Raw genomic sequence first — 16,742 nt, 5'->3', positions numbered from 1 at the left:
CCCCATGGCCGAGAGTGCCCAGACTGCCGCAACCGCTGCGACCGGGACGTTCGACGCGCTCGCCGCGACCCGGCCCCGCATCCGCCGGGACGTGCTGTTCACCGAGACGCCCGGCGGCGTGCTCTTCCACAACGCCGACGGCGGCTTCCATCTGGCCGGCCGCACCGCCTACCGCTTCGCATCCCTCGTCGTCCCGCACCTCGCCGGTCACCACCGGCTCGCCGATGTCTGCGCGGGCTTCGGACCGGGGCAGCGGGCGATGGCGGCAGAGCTGGTCAAGACGCTGTACGAGCGGGGCTTCGCCCGCGACGTGCCCGAGTCCGGCACCGCGGACCGGCCGGTGCCGGACGAGGTGGCGGAACGGTTCGCGGCACAGATCGCCTACGTCGACCACTACGCCGACGGAGCGCCGGAACGCTTCGCCCGCTTCCGCGCCACCCGTGTCGCCGTGCTCGGGGACGACGAGGTCGCCCGGTGGTGCGCGCTGAGCCTGCTCCGCAACGGATGCGTGCGGATCGGCACGGCCGCGGAGTTCGGCGAGGTCACGGCCGAGGCGGGCCGGACAGCCGCCCGGGTGGACCCCATCGGCGCCGGTACGGAGGCCGGCTGGGAGGCCCTGGGCGGCTACGACGTCGTCGTGGTGACCGGGGCCGGTGCCGGCGCGCGCACCCACCGGCTGCTGGCCGCCGGGGTGCCCGAGGGCCGGACCCTGATCCCCGCCTGGCTGTTCGGCGAGCGTCTGGTCGTTGGCCCGCTCTCCACCGCGTCCTCCACCGGCTGCTGGTCCTGTGCCGTGCTGCGGCTGGGCGGCAACGTGGCCGCCGGGCAGGCCGCCGAGCTCTGGGGCGAGGCGGCGGGCGCCGTCCCGGTGTCCGGGGACGAACTGTCCGGCCCGGTCGCCGCGATGGTGGGCAACCTCCTCGGCTACGAGATCTTCCGCCTCACCACGGGGGCGCTGCCCGCCGAGACGGACGGCCAGGTCCTGGTCCAGGACCTGGCCTCGCTGGACGTCATGTCCGAACCGGTCCAGCCGCACCCCCGCTGCGTCCGCTGTGCCGCCCTGGACGCGCGGGAGCCGGGGGCCGCACCGCCGGACGGACTGGCCCTTCCGGTCACCCCGACCGTGGAGACCGCCCGCGACGCGGAGGCCATGGTCGAGGACCTGAACCGGATCAGCACGGCGCTGGTGCGCCCGTACACCGGGATCTTCAGCCGCTACGACGACGAGGGGCTGACCCAGACCCCGCTGAAGATCAGCCGGGTGGAGGTGGCACTCGGCGCCGGGACGCGGCGCCGGATCGCCGCCTTCGACGTGCACCACCTGGCGGGCGCGCGGATGCGGGCGCTGTACGCGGCGGCGACCGCGTACGTGGAGCACCTGGTGCCCCTCGACACGGCCGCCGAGCCGGCGGCGGACCGGATCCTGGGCCCGGACGCCCTGACGACCGGCGGCGGGAGCGGCGCCCTGCCGGGCGCCTGGACCGTGGCGACCTCGCTGATCGGCAAGGACCGGGTCCGGGTGCCGGCCGCGGCCGTACGGAGCTTCGGGGCGCACAACCGGGACCGGACCCACCTCGCGACGGCCGCGGGTTCGGGCGCGGGCGCGGACGCGCGGGAGGCGGCGGGCGTCGGTCTGATGTCGGCGCTGGCGCACGACGCGCTGCTGCGGGCGGTCCGGGGCACGACCGGGGTGAGCCCGGTCGCCGCCGACGGCGACGACCCGGAGCTGGTGTTCCTGCTGAAGTCCGCGGCCAACCTGGATCTCGCCGTGGAACTGCTGGACCTGGGGGAGGGGGAGCGCACCTCGGCCCAGGTGGTGCTGGCCCGGGAGTCCGACGGCGGGCGGGGCGAGGGCCGCTGGGCGGCCTGCGCGGGGCTGTCGCGCCGGGAGGCGGCCTGCGCCGCGCTGCGGGACCTGCTCGGCCGGGCGCAGCTGGCCGCCGAGGACCCGGGCGCGGACGTCGACCCGGGCGACCCGCTGGTCCGCGACCTCGCCGCCGGGAGCATCGCCGTGACCGGCGCCCCGGTCACGGCGGACGGGCCCGCGACGACGTTCGCGGCGGTCCTCGACCGGCTCCGGCTCGCCGGACGCGACGTGCTGTACGTGGCCACCACCCCGGCCGATCTCGCCGCCGGCGGCATCAGCACCGCCCGGGTGCTGCTCACGGCGGACGGCGAGGGCGGGCCCGATGCCCGTTGAGACCCCGGCCCGCGAACACCGCGCACGGACGGACCCCGCACCGCTGGCGGATTCCGCGCGCACCCTCGCGGCGCTCCTCCAGAACGCGCTGACCCAGCACGGCACCCCGTCCCCGCTGGACGTGGCGCCGCTCGGCGTACGCGACGCCTTCGCGGCCGGCGCGGCCGGTCCGGGAGCCGCGTCCGGTCCGGGAGCCGCGTCCGGGGCCGCCGCCGCGCCCGCCGTGCCGGTCCGGTTCTACGGGCGGCACGTCGTCGTCGGCCCCTTCGCGCCCCCCGGGCCCGTCGGCCGGCGGGTCTGCGCGCACTGTCTCGAACGACGCTGGCAGGCGGTCCGCTCCGTCGCGCTGCGCGAGGCGCTGGAGCTCGGTTCGGGCACCCGGACCGCCGGCGAGTCCCCCTACCTCACCCCGTTCGCCGCCCAGGCGCTCGCGGGAGTCGTCGCCGCCCGGCTCGACGGCGGCGGACCGGACACCGGCGCCCTGCCCACCGTGCACCTGGTGGACCTGGAGACCCTGCTGGTCCGCCACTACCCGCTCGTCCCCGACCCCGAGTGCCCGCGCTGCGGGGTGGTGGAGCCGGACACCGCCGAGGCCGCCGCGCTCACCCTGCGCGCCGCGCCCAAACGCCGGCCGGGCGGCTTCCGGGTCCGGGACATCGAGGAGTACGAGCTGCCCGTCGAGCCGTATGCCAATCCGGTGTGCGGTTCGCTCGGCCCGTCCGTCGTCCAGGACGTCTCCTCCACCTCCACCTCCGCCACCATCGGCTGCTTCTCCATGCGTTCGGGGGAGTACCTGCGCGAGACCTTCTGGGGCGGCCACGCCGACACCTTCGCCGAGAGCATGCGCATCGGGGTGCTCGAAGGTCTGGAGCGGTACGCGGGCATGCGGTCGCGGTCCCGGAAGGCGCGGACGCGGGACTCCCTGAACGCCCTGCGCGCCCGGGGCGAGCACGCGCTCGACCCGCGGGTGTGCGGGCTGTACTCGGACGCCTTCCACCGCGCCAACCCCCGCGTCACCCCGTTCTCCCCGGACCGTGCGATCCCCTGGGTCCAGGGCTGGTCCCTGCGCGAGGGGCGCACGGTCCTGGTGCCCGAGGTCCTCACGTACTACCACGCACCCGGCCTGGAGAACCGCTTCGTCCAGGAGAGCTCCAACGGCTGCGCCTCCGGGGGCTGCCTGGAGGAGGCGGCCTACTTCGGGCTGATGGAGGTCGTCGAGCGCGACGCGTTCCTGCTCGCCTGGTACGGCCGGGCCGCCCTGCCGGAGATCGACCCGCGCACCAGCCGCCGCCCGGCCACCCGCCAGATGGCCGACCGGCTGGAGATGTACGGCTACGAGGCCCGCTTCTTCGACACCCGTATCTCCTTCCCGATCCCGGTCGTCACGGGCGTCGCCGTGCGGACGGACGGCGGCCCCGGTCTGATGTGCTTCGGCGCGGGTGCCGGACTGGACCCCGAGGCGGCCCTGGCCGGCGCGCTGTGCGAGATCGCCACCGACGCGGTGAACCTCCGCCGCCGCACGGAGCGCGACCACGAGCGGCTGCGCGCCATGGCGGACGACTTCCACCGGGTCGAGGCGCTGCACGACCACCCCCTGGCCTACGGCATCCCGGAGATGGGCCGCCACGCGTACTTCCTGCTCGGCGAACCGGGAGCGCCGCGCCCGCCCCTGCGCTCCTTCGACCAGCTGTACGGGGACGGCTCGGTGCTGCCCGTCTCCGACGACCTGCGAGACGACCTGACCCGCTGCGTGGACGCCGTCACCGCGGCCGGATTCGACGTGATCGTCGTCGACCAGACCATGCCCGAACAGCGCGAGCTGGGCCTCACCACGGTCGGCGTCATCGTGCCCGGACTGCTGCCGATCGACTTCGGCTGGACCCGGCAGCGCGCGCTCGGCATGAGCCGGCTGCGCACCGCCCTGCGCGAAGCCGGGCTGCGCGAGAGCGACCTCACCGACGCCGACCTCAACCCCGCCCCGCACCCCTTCCCGTGACCGAGGAGCCCGCCATGGGGTACGCCCATGAATACGCCGCCGCGATCCTTCAGCGCGGCCGGGTCCCGATGGACCCCGCCGACTACGTACCGAACTGGTCGGACGGCCCCCGCAAGGCCAAGTTCTACCCCGGCGTCGACAGCCTCCCGCTGCCCGGCTGCGACTACCCGGCCGACGCGGCACTCGACCGGGGCCTGGCCCAGGAGACCGACGGGGAGGCGGAGTTCGACCTCGCGCTGCTCTCCGGGATGCTCCGTGACTCCTACGGGCTGATCGGCCGCCGCCTGGGCGTCCAGACCAACACCGACCTCAGCGCCCTGCCGCACTACCCGCTCGCCAACTGGTCCCGGGGCTCCGCGTCCGGCGGCGGGCTCTACCCGGTCAGCCTCTACTGGGTGTCCGGGCCGAGCGGCCCCGTGCCGCCGGGGGTGCACTACTACTCCACCCGGCACCACGCGATGCAGCGGCTGCTGACCGGCGATGTGTCGGGCGAGGTGCGGGCGGCGCTCGGAGACGGGGCGCCCGGCCCGCAGACCGATCAGTACCTGGTGCTCGGCATCAAGTACTGGCAGAACGCCTTCAAGTACAACAACTTCTCCTTCCACGCCGTGTCCATGGACCTCGGGGCCTGTGTGCAGACCTGGCGCATGTGGGCCGGCGCCCGGGGACTGGAGGTGGAGCCCGCGCTCTGGTTCGACGAGGAGCGGCTCCAGCGGCTGCTCGGTGTGGACGCGGAGGCGGAGGGCGTCTTCGCCGTCGTACCGCTGAAGTGGGCCGGGGCCGCCGCCCGCACGGCGTCCGCCGCCCCGGTCTCCGTGCGCCACCGGGACCGCGAACGCTCGCGCACGGTCCTCGCCTTCGACGCGCTCCGGCGGATGCAGGCCGTCACCGCCGCCGGCGCCACCGACCGCCCCGACCCGGCGGCGCTCGCCCCGGCCGCCGCGCACCCCGCCGACCGGACCCGCCCCGAGGTGGCGCTCCCCCCGGTTCCGCCGCTGGACACGGACGTACGCACCGCGCTGCGCGCCCGCCGCAGCAGCTTCGGCCGCTTCGACGCCCAGCGCCCGGTCGGCGCCGCGCAGTTGGCTGCCTGCCTGGCGGCCTCCGTGGCCGGATCGCGGATCGGCGGGGACACCGGAGGGCAGCGGCTGGCGAAGCTCTACGCGTTCGTCGGCCATGTCGAGGGGATCGCGCCCGGTGCGTACGAGTACGACCCCGACGCGCACCGCCTGCGGCTGGTGAAGCCGGGCAGGCCGGGCGAGTTCCTGCAGAAGAACTACTTCCTGTCGAACTACAACCTGGAGCAGGCGGGCGCGGTCCTGGTGCCCACCGTGCGCACCGAAGCCGTCCTCGACGCCGTCGGGGACCGCGGATACCGCCTGGTCAACGCCACCGTCGGGGCGATCGCCCAGACCGCCTACACCGCCGCGTCCGCCGTGGGCGTCGGCTGCGGGGTGGCGCTCGGCTTCGACAACATCTCGTACATCGAGGAACTCTCGCTCGCCGGGACGGGCGAAGCGCCGCTGCTGATCATGATGATCGGCAACGAGCGGCCCGCCCCGGCCGACTTCCGGTACGAGATCGCCTGAGCGCCGCCACCTTGGACGACCACCGGAACGAGAAGGGGAGACCCGCCATGACCCCGGACCACCCACCCACCGCCACCGCCACCCGCCCCCGCTTCATGCTGCGGGTCGCCGGGCTGCCGGTCGAGAGCGTCCGGGCCCTGCGCTGCCCGGAGAGCCGCCGCTGGGCCGACGAAGTCCTGTGCGCCACCGAGCGGTCGCGCGCCGACGGCGAGCGGCTCGGCGACCTGATCCACGACCTCATCGGTGGCAGCGACGACGAGGCGCTGCGCCGCACGCTCCTGGGACTGCGCCGCGACGTCTTCAACAACCGGCTGCCGGGCCCCGGGACCGCCGACCGCGCGCTGGCCCTCGTGCGGGACCTCGACGCGGCGGCCGGCGCGGCGCTGGCGGACTGGCTGACCGGCCGGCGCCGACTGGACGAGCACCGGGCGGCGGGCGCCGGCCTGCTCGCCGACGAGACCCGCCGCGCCCGCGGTGTACTGCGCGGGCTGGCGGCCGAGGAGCGGCTGCGCAAGGGGCTGCTGCTGGCGTCCCCGGCGCTGGACGCGCAGCTCGACGCGTACGCGCGCGGCGGTGGCGACGCGCGCCCGGACAAGAAGCGGCGCAAGATCGAGCGCTCGCTGCTCTCGTACCTCTACCGCACGGCGTGCAAGACCAGCCCGTTCTCCACATTCACCGGGGTCGCCCTCGGCACCTTCGGCGAACCCGCCGACGGCCCGGGGCTCCGGGTCCGGGTGGACGACGCCTGGTCCGGGCGGCTGCGGCTCAACGTCGTCGCCGTCGGCAGGCTCGCCGAGGCGGTGATCGCGGACCCGGTCCGCCGCGCCGATCTGCCGGTCGCCCCGGCCTCCGGCTGGAACCGCGACGACGACCGGGTCCGCTATGTGCGCCGCTGGGTCACCCAGGGCGACGAGGACACCGCCGTCACCTTCGACGCGGTGAAGGACCGGCTGTTCTTCCTCCGCCGCAGCGGCACCCTGGAACGCCTCCTCGGCCTGTTCGAGGAGCGCGACACCCTGCGCTACGGGGAGCTGGCCGGCTGGCTCGCCGAGGACCGGGGCGCGGACGAGGAGGAGTGCGCCCACTACCTTCAGGCGCTCCTCGACCTCGGCATGGTGCAGGTCCCCTGCCTGCGGACCGAGGTTCACGACACCGATCCGCTGCGCGCCTTCCAGACCTCGCTGCGCGGCCTGGACCGCCCCTGGGCGGACCGGCTCGCGGACCGGCTCGACGCCCCGGCGTCCTGCGTCGAACGGTTCGCGGACGCCGGCCCGGCCGAACGGCGGGCCCTGATGGAGGAGTTGCGCACCGCGCTGCGCACCGTCCAGGAGGAGGAGCTCGGCGCGGACCGGGCGAGGATCCCGCAGACCCTGCTGTACGAGGACGTGGCGGCCGGGCAGCGCACCGCGCTCTCCGCCCCGGACTGGGAGGCGCTGGCGGCCGGGCCGCTCGGCGCGGTGGAACGCGTGCTGCCCGCCTTCGACCTGACCCTGCCGCAGCGCGTCACGTTCAAGGGGTTCTTCCTCGCCCGGTACGGGCAGGGCGGCCGCTGCGACGACCTGCTGAAGCTGGTCCACGACTTCCACGAGGACTTCTTCGACCAGTACATGTCGTTCACCGCGAAGCGCACCACGTTCGACGCGGACGGGAACTACGTACCGGAGGAGAACTGGCTCGCCCTGCCGCAGCTCAAGGCCCTCGACACGGCCCGGCAGACCTTCGTGGAGCGGATGCGCGCCCTGTGGTCCGCCTGGGAGAAGGGCGGCTGCACCGGCGCCGAGATCCAGGTCGACGAGGAATTCCTCGACGAGGTGGCGTCCGAACTGGACCCGCTGGCGGCCGAGTTCACCCCGCTCGCGCACCATGTGCAGATCGTGGACCGGCCCGTCGACCCGCTGGTCGTCCTCAACCGCTCCTACGGCGGTGTCTCCTTCCCGTTCAGCAGGTTCACGCACCTCTTCGACGGCCTCGACGAGGAACTGCTCGCCGCCACCGCCGGACTCCTCCCCGAGGGCGCCGTCCTCGCCGAGGTCACCGGCGGGCCCGTCACCAGCAACCTCAACCTGCACGGCCGGCTCACCGAGTACGAGATCGTCTGCCCCGGCGAGCGCGGCACCCTGCCCGCCGCCCACCGCATCCCGCTGGACGACCTCCACCTCGCCCACGACCGGGCCTCCGACCGGCTCGTGCTGCGCTCCACCCGGCTGGGCAAGGAGGTGGTGCCCGTCTACCTCGGCTACCTCGTCCCGCTCGCCCTGCCCGAACTGCCCCGCACCCTGCTGCTGCTCTCACCGACCTCCATGTCCCCGCTCAATGTGTGGGGCGGGGTGCCCGAGGGCGCCTCGGACGGCGGCGTCACCCTCAGGCCGCGGGTCCGGCACGGCAGTGTGGTGCTCAGCCGGCGCAGCTGGAGCGCGCCCGCCGCCGTGCTGCCGCTGCGCGGGCCGGGGACCGGCGACGACGCCTGGTTCCTCGGCTGGCACGCGTTCCGCCGCGCCCACGGGCTGCCCGACCGGGTCTTCGCCACCGTCGCCGACAGCGGGGCGCGGGGGGCGACCGGCGCCAAGCCGGGCTACGTCGACTTCGACAGCCCGCTCTCCCTGTCCGCGTTCGAGGCGCTGATCAGGAGTGCCGGGGCCCGGGTCGTGTTCCGGGAAATGCTGCCCGACGAGGACGGGCTGCACACCGTCTCCGGCCGGGGCCGCCATGTCGCCGAACTCGCGGTGGAGACCGCCGCCCCCGTCCGAAGGAGAGACCAGTCATGAGCACAGCACCACCCGCCGGCGCCGCCGAACGGACCCGCCGGGCCGGGGCCTGGCAGGCCACCCACATCTTCTACGCCGCCAACCCCCGGCCGATGCTCACCCATTGCGTCCGCCCCCTGGTGGCGGAGCTGGAGGCCGACGGCCTGCTCGCGGGCTACTTCTTCATCAACTACTGGCTCGAAGGCCCCCATGTGCGGCTGCGGATCAGGCCCGCCGCCCCGGAGGCCGAGGCCGAGGTCCGGCGCCGCACCGAGGCGGCCGTCGACGCGTTCCTGGCCGAACGGCCCGCGCTGTACGAGGTCGACTCCGGGTTCCTCAACGACTTCTACAACACTCTGTTCGACATCGAGTTCCCCGGCGCCGAACGCGGCCACTACATGGACGACCAGGGCCGGATGAACCTGCGCCCCAACAACTCCCGCAGCGACGAACGCTACGAACCGGAGTACGGCAAGTACGGCGGCCCGGCCGGGATCGAGCTCGCCGAATGGCACTTCAGGCACTCCAGCGACCTCGTCATCGACGCCTTCCGGACGAAGAACCTCCATCTGCGGACCGTGCTGCTCGGCACCTCCGCCCAGCTGATGATGGTGATGGCCGCGGCCTTCCTGCCGGACCGGCGGGAGCTCGCGGACTACCTCGACAGCTACTACGAGTTCTGGCACCGGGCCTTCCCCGGGACCGGCTTCATCGGCAGCGACGAGTACGACCGCAACTACGCCTCGATGGCACCCGGCCTGGCCGCCCGCTTCGCCCGGATCCGGGCCGCCGTGGCGGGCGAGGAGGGTGCGGCACGGCTGCCCGGATACCTCGCCGGCTGGGCCGAGCACTGCGCCGAGCTGCGCGACAGAGCCGTCGCGCTGACCCTCAAGGGCGATCTGACCTTCCGCTCCTGGGACGGCGAGCGCGACGAGCTGGTCACCGACCCGGCGGCCGCCCTGCCGCTGCTCCTCTCCCCGTACATGCATATGACCAACAACCGGCTGCACGTGACGATCAGGGACGAGGCGTACCTCTCGCACGTGCTCGGCCGGGCCCTGCGGGAGCCGGGGTGAGCGCCGCCGAGGCCCTCGCCGGGTACCGGCCCGCACTGCGGCCCGGGGTCCTGCTCAGCGACGCGCTGCTGCACGGCGCCGCCACGGTTCATCTGATCAAGGACACCGGCGACGGCAGCTCCTTCAAGGTCGGCCCCAAGGAGCACTTCCTCATCGCCAGGATGGACGGGGAGCGCAGCCTGCGGGAGATCGGCGAGGAGTACGCGCGGGAGTACGGGCGCAGACTGGACGGCGCCCGCTGGCAGCAGATCCTGCGGATGCTCGGTTCCCGCGGCCTGCTGGCCGGGGCGCCGGCCGGCGCACCCGCTGCCACGGCGCCTTCCGCGCCATCTCCCGCGGTGCCTTCCGCCGCGCCCCCCGCCGCGCCCTCCACGGTGCGTTCCGCGTCGTCTCCCGCGCTGCCCGGACGCGGGGTGATGCGCGGCAGCGTCCGGCTGGTCGCCGACGCGGACGCCACCACCGCCCGGCTGCACCGGGCGGTCGGCTTCCTGCTGGCTCCGGGGTGGCTGGTGCCCCTGCTGTGCCTGGTGGCGGCGATGGAGGCGGCCGTCGTACTGAACATCGGTGAACTCCTCGTGAACGCACGGGAGTTGTTCACAAATCCGGTACTCCTGGCCGGCGCCGCCACACTGCTCTGGTTCAGTACCGCCCTGCACGAACTCGCCCACGGACTCGTCGCCCGGCACTACGGCGGTACCGTGGCCGAAATCGGCCTGCGCTGGCGGCTGCCCGTGGTCATCATGTACTGCACGGTCGACAACTACCTCTACCTGGGCTCTCGTTGGCAACGTATCCACACGGCGCTGGCGGGCGCGGTGATGAACCTGCTGTTCCTGCTCCCGTTCTGCGCGCTGTGGCTGTTCGCCCCGCTCGACGCGGCCACGCACGACGCGCTCGGCGCCCTGCTGCTCCTCGGCAGCGTGCAGGCGTTCGCCATGCTCGTCCCCTTCCCGCCGCTGGACGGCTACCGGATCGCGAGCCAGCTGTGCGGGGCCACCGAACTGGCCGCGTCGACCGGCACGTACCTGCGCCTGGCCGCCCGCCGCGACCCGGCGGCGGCCGGATACCCGCGCCGCGCCCGGACCGCCTACCTCGCCTACGGACTGGGCTCGGTGCTGGTGCTCGTACTGATCGCCGGCGCCGTCGTGGCGAGCGCCCACCACCTGCTGACCGTGTGACCACCCACCGCAAGGAGAAGTCCATGACCCCCACCGCCCCGTCCGCCTCCCCGGGGAACCAGGCCGGCCCGGACGGCGGCCCCCCGCCGGCCGCCGTCGTACTCGACGACGTCCACAAGCGGTACGGCGACACGCATGCCGTCGACGGGGTGTCCCTCACCGTGCCGCGCGGCGAGTTCTTCGGGCTGCTCGGCCCCAACGGGGCGGGCAAGACCACCCTGGTGGAGATCATGGAGGGGCAGCGCAGGGCCGACTCCGGGACCGTGACCGTCCTCGGCACCAGCCCCTGGCCGCGCAACGCGGCCCTGCTGCCCCGACTCGGCGTGCAGACCCAGACCTCGGCGTTCTTCGTCCGTCTCACCGCCCGCGAGCACCTGCGCACCATGGCCGCCCTCTACCGGACGGACCGTGCCGCGGCCGAACGCGCGCTGGACTCCGTCGGCCTCACGGAGCAGGGCGACACCCGGGTGGACGACCTCTCCGGCGGCCAGCGCCAGCGGCTCGCCATCGCCTCCGCACTCGTCCACGAACCCGAACTGATCTTCCTGGACGAGCCGACCGCGGCCCTCGACCCGCAGGCCCGCCGGACCCTGTGGCAGGTGCTGCGCGACCTCAAGGGCGCGGGCCGCACCATCATCTACACCACCCACCACCTCGACGAGGCGGAGGCGCTCTGCGACCGCGTCGCCATCATGGTCGGCGGCTCCGTCGCCGCCCTCGACAGCCCCGCCCGCCTGATCGCCGCGGCCGGTCCCAGCACCAGGCTGCTGGTACCCGCCGGCCGCCTGACCGCCGACCAGGCACGGGCCATCGAGGGCGTCGACAACGTCACCGAGGAGCCGGACGCGCTCGTGCTGGAAACCCTCGAATCGGGCAGGGTGCTGGCCGCCGTCGATGCCCTGGCCGGACTCCAGGGCGTGCAGACGCGCACCGCGAGCCTCGAAGACGTGTACCTGACGCTCACCGGAGCCCCCCAGCCGTAAAGGGCCGGACCACCCCCACGCCCGCAGCCCCACCACCCTCGCACCCAGCAGCGATACGGAGACACCCCCCGATGAGCGCATACGCGGCGCTGAGCCAGGCCGGATACCGGGCCTACACGCGCGACAAGACCACCCTCTTCTTCACCTTCGCCTTCCCGCTCATCTTCCTGGTGGTCTTCGGACTGATCTTCCACGGGCAGACGGTCGAGGAGAGCGGCAAGCCGTACATCAACTACATCGCCCCCGGCGTCCTGTCGTGGGGCGTCGGCAACGCGGCCGTGTTCGGAGTCGGATTCGTCCTCATGCAGTGGCGGCGCGACGACATCCTGCGCCTCATCCGGATGACCCCGACGCCGGTCTCCGCCGTCCTCGCCTCCCGCTACGTCCTGGCGCTGGGCATCGGGGCGGTACAGGCCGCGCTCTTCGTCGCCGTGGCCCTGCTGCCCTCGTTCGGCCTCCGGCTGGACGGCCGCTGGCCGCTCGCCCTGCCCGTGCTGGTCATCGGCATCACCGCGTTCCTCGCGCTGGGCGTGATCGTCGGCAGCTACGCGAAGACGCCCGAAGCCGTCGCCGCCGTGGCCAACTGCCTGATGATCCCCATGGCCTTCCTGTCCGGTTCGTTCTTTCCACTGGACGCCATGCCGGCCTGGATGCAGAACCTCTCCCGGGTACTGCCGCTGCGCTACCTCAACGACGGGATCTCCGGAGCCCTGACCGGCGACGGCACCACCGCGGACATCGGCCTGTCCTGCGCGGTGCTCGCCGGCTTCGCCCTCGTCCTCTGCGCGATCGCGCTCAAGACCTTCCGCTGGAGCGACAAATCATGACGACCGCCACCGCCGACCCGCCCGTACGCGGCGAGAGCCCGCTGGAAGCCGCCCGCGCCGGCCTCCAGCACGAACTGACCCTCCGGTACCGCAGGCTGTCCGCACCGGCGGGACTTCCGGCCCCGCTCGTCGTCCCCCTGGGCGCGGCCGACACCCTCGGCTTCGGCCGCCCCGACCCGTACGCCGGAATCCGGCCCGCCGCCAACGTCCAGCTCACGTCCCGCGCCGTGCTCATCGGTCCCTGGGGCGGCGGGCCCGGCGCCGCGGCCTGCGGTCAGTGCCTGGCCATGCGCTGGCAGCGGCTGCGCAGCCGCTCGGAGCGCGAGGCCCTGGAGCTCGGCGGCGCGCCGCACGGCGCCGTCGACTGGCCGGTCCTCACCGACTACGCGGTCGACGCCGTCTGGGCCGTCCACCGCGCCGCACTGGGCGGCGGCCACGACACCCCGGACGCGACCCCCGCCGACCGCGCCCTGCCCCGGGTCACCCGGATCGACCTGGTGACCCTCGCCACCGCGACGTTCCCGCTCCTGCCGGAACCCCTGTGCCCCTCCTGCGTCCAGGAGGTCCCCGACACCGCCGTATCGGCCCGCATGGTCCTGCGCCCCACACCCAAACCGGACCCGGACGGCTACCGGCTGCGCCCCCTCGCCTCCTACCCCCTGCCGACCGCGGCCCTCGCCAACCCGGTGTGCGGCACCCTGGGCTCCGACATCTGGATCAATCCGACGTCCACCACCACGGCACCGGTCGCCGGCACCCATTTCGTACGCGGCTACGCCGGCCTCAACGACGTCACCTGGAGCGGCCAGGCCAACAGCTACGACACCAGCCGCGTCCTCGCCCACCTGGAGGGCCTGGAGCGGTACGCGGGCACCACGCGCAGACGCGGCACCTCGCCCGTCGTCGGCTCCTACACCCAGCTGGCCGACCGGGCGCTCGATCCCGCCGACTGCGGTCTCTACGCCCCCGAGACCTACGCGAGCGACCCCATGGTGTCCCCGTTCGACCCGGACCGCCCCATCCCCTGGGTGTGGGGCCACTCCCTGCGCGACGACCGGCCCGTCCTGGTGCCCGCCAGGCTCGCCCACTACAGCGCCGGGGTCGAGGCCGACAACTTCGTCTTCGAGTGCTCCAACGGCTGCGCCACCGGCGGCAGTCTGGAGGAGGCGATCCTCTTCGGACTCCTCGAAATCATCGAGCGGGACGCCTTTCTCCTGGCCTGGTACGGCCGTGCGCCCCTCGCCGCGATCGATCTCGGGACCTGCCGCTCCCCGGCCGTCCGCACGATGATCGACCGGGCCGAGCTGCACGGCTACGACGTCCATGCCTTCGACACCCGGATGGATCTGGCCGTCCCCGTCGTCACGGCCCTCGCGGTGCGCAGGGACGGCGGGTACGGGACGCTGTCGTTCGCCGCCGCCGCGGGATTCGACCCGGAGAGCACCGTCGAGTCCGCCCTGTCCGAAGTCCTCACGTACATTCCCCACCTGCCCTACCAGGTTGCCGAGCGCCACGGCGAACTCGCCGCCATGGCCCAGGACTTCACCCTCGTGCGGCAGCTGAAGGACCATGCCCAGCTCTACGGGCTGCCCGCGATGACCGAGCACGCCAAGGAGTACCTGGAGCCCGTCGCCGTTCACCCGCTGGCCGGCACCTTCGGCGACTGGGAGCCGCGGCGTCCCCGCACCGGAGACCTGCTGGACGACCTGAACCTGCTGTGCGGCCAGCTCGCCGCCGCCGGGCACGACGTCATCGCGGTCGACCAGACCACTCCCGAGCAGCGCCGGATGGGCCTGCACACCGTCGCCACCGTCGTCCCCGGCTTTCTGCCGCTGGACTTCGGCTGGACCCGGCAGCGCGCCCTGCTGATGCCCCGGCTGCGGACCGCGCTGCGGGCGGCGGGGCGGCGGGACGGCGATCTCCCGGAGTCCGCGATCAAGCGCGTCCCGCACCCGTTTCCGTGACCGGCGCCGAGATGACGGACGTGGGAGCGGCGGACGAGGGCGGGACGGATGTGAGTGCGACGGACGTGGACGGGGCGGACGCGGGCGCGATGGATGTGGATGGGCCGGACGCGGGCGGGGCCGATGCGGGTGCGACGCCCGCGAGCCCCCTTCGCGTGCGTTCCGCGAAGAGGGCTTGTGGACCTGCGCGAGGTGCGACCGGGTCAGGCGCAGCAGGAGGTGGTGCTGGTGGTGCTGGAGCAGGTCGACGTCGAGGAGCAGGACGTCGAACCGGCGAGTACGACCTCCGCCGCGTCCGAGTAGTCCGAGATCTCGAAGGTCTCCGACTCCAGCTCCAGGATCTCGTCGGCGAGGGTGGCGAGCTCGGTCTTGGGGGCCATGGTGTTCTCCCTTGGGTCGTGGGGACCGGCCGGCGAGTCCGGCGCTGTTCCCCTGCGTCGTTGCCATTGCAGCGGGAGCCGCTGTCAGATCGGCCGCGCTTCCGCTGTCAGATCGCTGGCACCCCATGACAGCGGAACGCCGAATTCCTGAAGCCGGTACGGCGCAGGCTCATGGACCGGACCCCACCCGCCCCAGCGGAACGAGGTGAGATGACATGAAGGAGAACCCCACCCCACCCGAACCCCCGCCGCCGGTGCCGCCCCCGGCCGTCCCGCGCGCGGTGCTGCGTCCCGCGGTCGAGCTGTACCTCGACGTGCATGCCCACCCGGAGCTCTCCGGGACGGAGCGGCGCACCGCCGACCGGTTCGCCGCCCGGCTGGAGGCGAGCGGCTGCACGGTCACCCGCAAGGTCGGCGGCGGCCACGGACTCGTGGGCGTCCTGCGCAACGGAGCCGGTCCGACCGTCATGCTCCGCACCGAACTCGACGCGCTCCCGGTCACGGAGCGCACCGGCCTCGCCTACGCGAGCACCGTGCCCGGCGTGATGCACGCCTGCGGCCACGACCTCCATCTCGCCGCGGTCGCCGGAGCGGTGGCCGAACTCTCCCGGACGCGCTCCGGATGGAGCGGCACCGTCCTGGTGGTGGGCCAGCCCGCCGAGGAGACGCTGACCGGGGCGCGGGACATGCTGGCGGACGGGCTGTACGAGCGGTTCGGCACTCCGGACGCGGTCCTCGCCCAGCACAGCTCGCCCGCGCCCGCCGGCACCCTCGCGCACGCCGTGGACTTCCGCATCCCGCTGATGGCGGCCAGCGCGGCGGTGGACGTCACCCTCTACGGCCGCGGCGGTCACGCCGGTACCCCGCACCTCGCCGTCGATCCGGTCCTGGCGGCGGCGGCCACCGTCCTGCGGCTCCAGTCCGTCGTCTCGCGGGAGACCGCGCCGGCCGAGCAGGCGGTGCTGAGCGTCGGAATGCTGCGGGCCGGGGAACGCGGCAACGTCATCCCGGAGACGGCCGAACTGGCCCTGTGCCTGAGGGCGTTGTCCGAGCCGGTGCTCGACCGGATGACGGCCGCCGCGCTGCGGATCGTGACGGCCGAGAGCGCGGCGTCCGGCTGCCCGCGGGAACCGGACTTCGCCGTCACCGCGCGTTCGCCCGCCCTGCTGACCGACGCCGCCGCCACCGCGTCCGTACGCGGGGCCCACGAGGCGCTGTTCGGCCCGGAGCGGGTGGCGGACTGCGGTCCCCTCACGGCGACCGAGGACTTCTCGGCGTTCGGCTCCGGGGGCGTGGCGACGGTGTACTGGATGCTCGGCGTGACCGGGGTACGGCAGTGGCGTGCCGCCCGGGGCGGCGGGCCGCGCGTACCGCCCAACCACGCGCCGGAGTTCGCCCCGGACGTGCGTACCGCCCTGCCCGCCGGGATCGCGGCGATGGCCTCGGCCGCCGGACAGGTGCTGGCCCCGGAAGGGGGCACGCCGTGACCCGCCCCGACAGGGAGGCCGCCCCCGGGCCGGAGGCCGTGCACGCCCCGGGCCATGTCGATGTGGTCGCCGTCCGCCGGGACGGCGCCGCCCCGACCGGCGAGACCACCGTCGTACGCCTGTTGAGTCTGCTCCCCGCCCACTGGGCCTGCACGCCGCGAGCGGTGGGCCCCGACCGGATCGCCCTGCGCATCGCCCTGACCCCTGCCGTCGACGGGCGGGCGGTCCGCCGTGCCGTCTCCAGTGCCCTCGCCGACCGGGCACTGGAGGGCTGGGCGGAGGAGCGGTGAGGGCGCGGGAGCGATGCGGTAGCCGGTC

Annotated in this window: 12 protein-coding genes; 11 read left to right on the top strand and 1 reads right to left on the bottom strand. The window is 74.2% G+C overall.

The annotated features are described in order from the left end of the window. The first annotated feature begins 4 nt into the window (after positions 1–4). The 9 genes from ACFVT1_RS16145 (at position 5) to ACFVT1_RS16105 (ending at position 14,557) form a co-directional block, all read left to right on the top strand. Positions 5–2,200: a TOMM precursor leader peptide-binding protein gene (locus ACFVT1_RS16145; protein WP_389795653.1), complete on the top strand. Its 2,196-nt coding sequence runs from the start codon at positions 5–7 to the stop codon at positions 2,198–2,200. Next, positions 2,190–4,196: a TOMM precursor leader peptide-binding protein gene (locus ACFVT1_RS16140; RefSeq protein ID WP_389795651.1), complete on the top strand. Its 2,007-nt coding sequence runs from the start codon at positions 2,190–2,192 to the stop codon at positions 4,194–4,196. Before ACFVT1_RS16145 ends, ACFVT1_RS16140 begins: the two co-directional genes overlap by 11 nt. Positions 4,197–4,210: 14 nt before the next feature. Next, positions 4,211–5,785: a SagB family peptide dehydrogenase gene (locus ACFVT1_RS16135; protein WP_389795649.1), complete on the top strand. Its 1,575-nt coding sequence runs from the start codon at positions 4,211–4,213 to the stop codon at positions 5,783–5,785. Between the two features lie 47 nt (positions 5,786–5,832). Continuing rightward, positions 5,833–8,550, top strand: a complete 2,718-nt coding sequence (locus ACFVT1_RS16130) for a lantibiotic dehydratase (protein ID WP_389795647.1) — start codon at positions 5,833–5,835, stop codon at positions 8,548–8,550. After that, the gene (locus ACFVT1_RS16125; RefSeq protein WP_389795645.1) at positions 8,547–9,605 is read left to right on the top strand and encodes a lantibiotic dehydratase C-terminal domain-containing protein; all 1,059 of its coding nucleotides are present in this window, start codon (positions 8,547–8,549) and stop codon (positions 9,603–9,605) included. Before ACFVT1_RS16130 ends, ACFVT1_RS16125 begins: the two co-directional genes overlap by 4 nt. Then, entirely contained in the window at positions 9,602–10,783 is a 1,182-nt protein-coding gene (locus ACFVT1_RS16120) for a site-2 protease family protein (protein ID WP_389795644.1), read from the top strand. The genes ACFVT1_RS16125 and ACFVT1_RS16120 overlap by 4 nt, the downstream gene beginning before the upstream one ends. 23 nt (positions 10,784–10,806) lie before the next feature. After that, complete coding sequence (locus ACFVT1_RS16115; protein ID WP_389795642.1) at positions 10,807–11,766, top strand: ABC transporter ATP-binding protein; 960 nt, start codon at positions 10,807–10,809, stop codon at positions 11,764–11,766. A 71-nt stretch (positions 11,767–11,837) separates the two neighbouring features. Next, positions 11,838–12,593, top strand: coding sequence for an ABC transporter permease (locus ACFVT1_RS16110; protein WP_389795640.1), 756 nt, complete (start codon positions 11,838–11,840; stop codon positions 12,591–12,593). Next, positions 12,590–14,557, top strand: a complete 1,968-nt coding sequence (locus tag ACFVT1_RS16105; protein ID WP_389795638.1) for a TOMM precursor leader peptide-binding protein — start codon at positions 12,590–12,592, stop codon at positions 14,555–14,557. The genes ACFVT1_RS16110 and ACFVT1_RS16105 overlap by 4 nt, the downstream gene beginning before the upstream one ends. Positions 14,558–14,760: 203 nt before the next feature. On the opposite strand, the gene ACFVT1_RS16100 is transcribed toward ACFVT1_RS16105, so the two are convergent. Further along, on the bottom strand, positions 14,761–14,937 hold the full coding sequence (locus ACFVT1_RS16100; protein ID WP_073790073.1) for a thiazolylpeptide-type bacteriocin: 177 nt from the start codon (positions 14,935–14,937) through the stop codon (positions 14,761–14,763). Between the two features lie 215 nt (positions 14,938–15,152). Here ACFVT1_RS16100 and ACFVT1_RS16095 point away from each other — a divergent pair, with 215 nt between their 5' ends. Both ACFVT1_RS16095 and ACFVT1_RS16090 read left to right on the top strand, forming a co-directional pair. Further along, positions 15,153–16,424, top strand: coding sequence for an amidohydrolase (locus ACFVT1_RS16095; protein ID WP_389795636.1), 1,272 nt, complete (start codon positions 15,153–15,155; stop codon positions 16,422–16,424). Then, positions 16,421–16,714, top strand: a complete 294-nt coding sequence (locus tag ACFVT1_RS16090) for a hypothetical protein (RefSeq protein ID WP_389795634.1) — start codon at positions 16,421–16,423, stop codon at positions 16,712–16,714. Before ACFVT1_RS16095 ends, ACFVT1_RS16090 begins: the two co-directional genes overlap by 4 nt. Positions 16,715–16,742: the final 28 nt, after the last annotated feature.

This window comes from Streptomyces sp. NPDC057963 (assembly GCF_042887155.1).
Lineage (GTDB): Bacteria > Actinomycetota > Actinomycetes > Streptomycetales > Streptomycetaceae > Streptomyces.
The sequence above is the reverse complement of the archived record's forward strand: the minus strand, read 5'-3'. Positions and strand labels throughout refer to the sequence as shown.

Excerpts from the sequence above, each read along its gene's own strand:
- ACFVT1_RS16100 (WP_073790073.1), bottom strand. The coding sequence starts at position 14,937 with ATGGCCCCCAAGACCGAGCTCGCCACCCTCGCCGACGAGATCCTGGAG.
- ACFVT1_RS16145 (WP_389795653.1), top strand. The coding sequence starts at position 5 with ATGGCCGAGAGTGCCCAGACTGCCGCAACCGCTGCGACCGGGACGTTC.
- ACFVT1_RS16110 (WP_389795640.1), top strand. The coding sequence starts at position 11,838 with ATGAGCGCATACGCGGCGCTGAGCCAGGCCGGATACCGGGCCTACACG.
- ACFVT1_RS16140 (WP_389795651.1), top strand. The coding sequence starts at position 2,190 with ATGCCCGTTGAGACCCCGGCCCGCGAACACCGCGCACGGACGGACCCC.
- ACFVT1_RS16130 (WP_389795647.1), top strand. The coding sequence starts at position 5,833 with ATGACCCCGGACCACCCACCCACCGCCACCGCCACCCGCCCCCGCTTC.
- ACFVT1_RS16115 (WP_389795642.1), top strand. The coding sequence starts at position 10,807 with ATGACCCCCACCGCCCCGTCCGCCTCCCCGGGGAACCAGGCCGGCCCG.
- ACFVT1_RS16135 (WP_389795649.1), top strand. The coding sequence starts at position 4,211 with ATGGGGTACGCCCATGAATACGCCGCCGCGATCCTTCAGCGCGGCCGG.
- ACFVT1_RS16125 (WP_389795645.1), top strand. The coding sequence starts at position 8,547 with ATGAGCACAGCACCACCCGCCGGCGCCGCCGAACGGACCCGCCGGGCC.
- ACFVT1_RS16105 (WP_389795638.1), top strand. The coding sequence starts at position 12,590 with ATGACGACCGCCACCGCCGACCCGCCCGTACGCGGCGAGAGCCCGCTG.
- ACFVT1_RS16095 (WP_389795636.1), top strand. The coding sequence starts at position 15,153 with ATGAAGGAGAACCCCACCCCACCCGAACCCCCGCCGCCGGTGCCGCCC.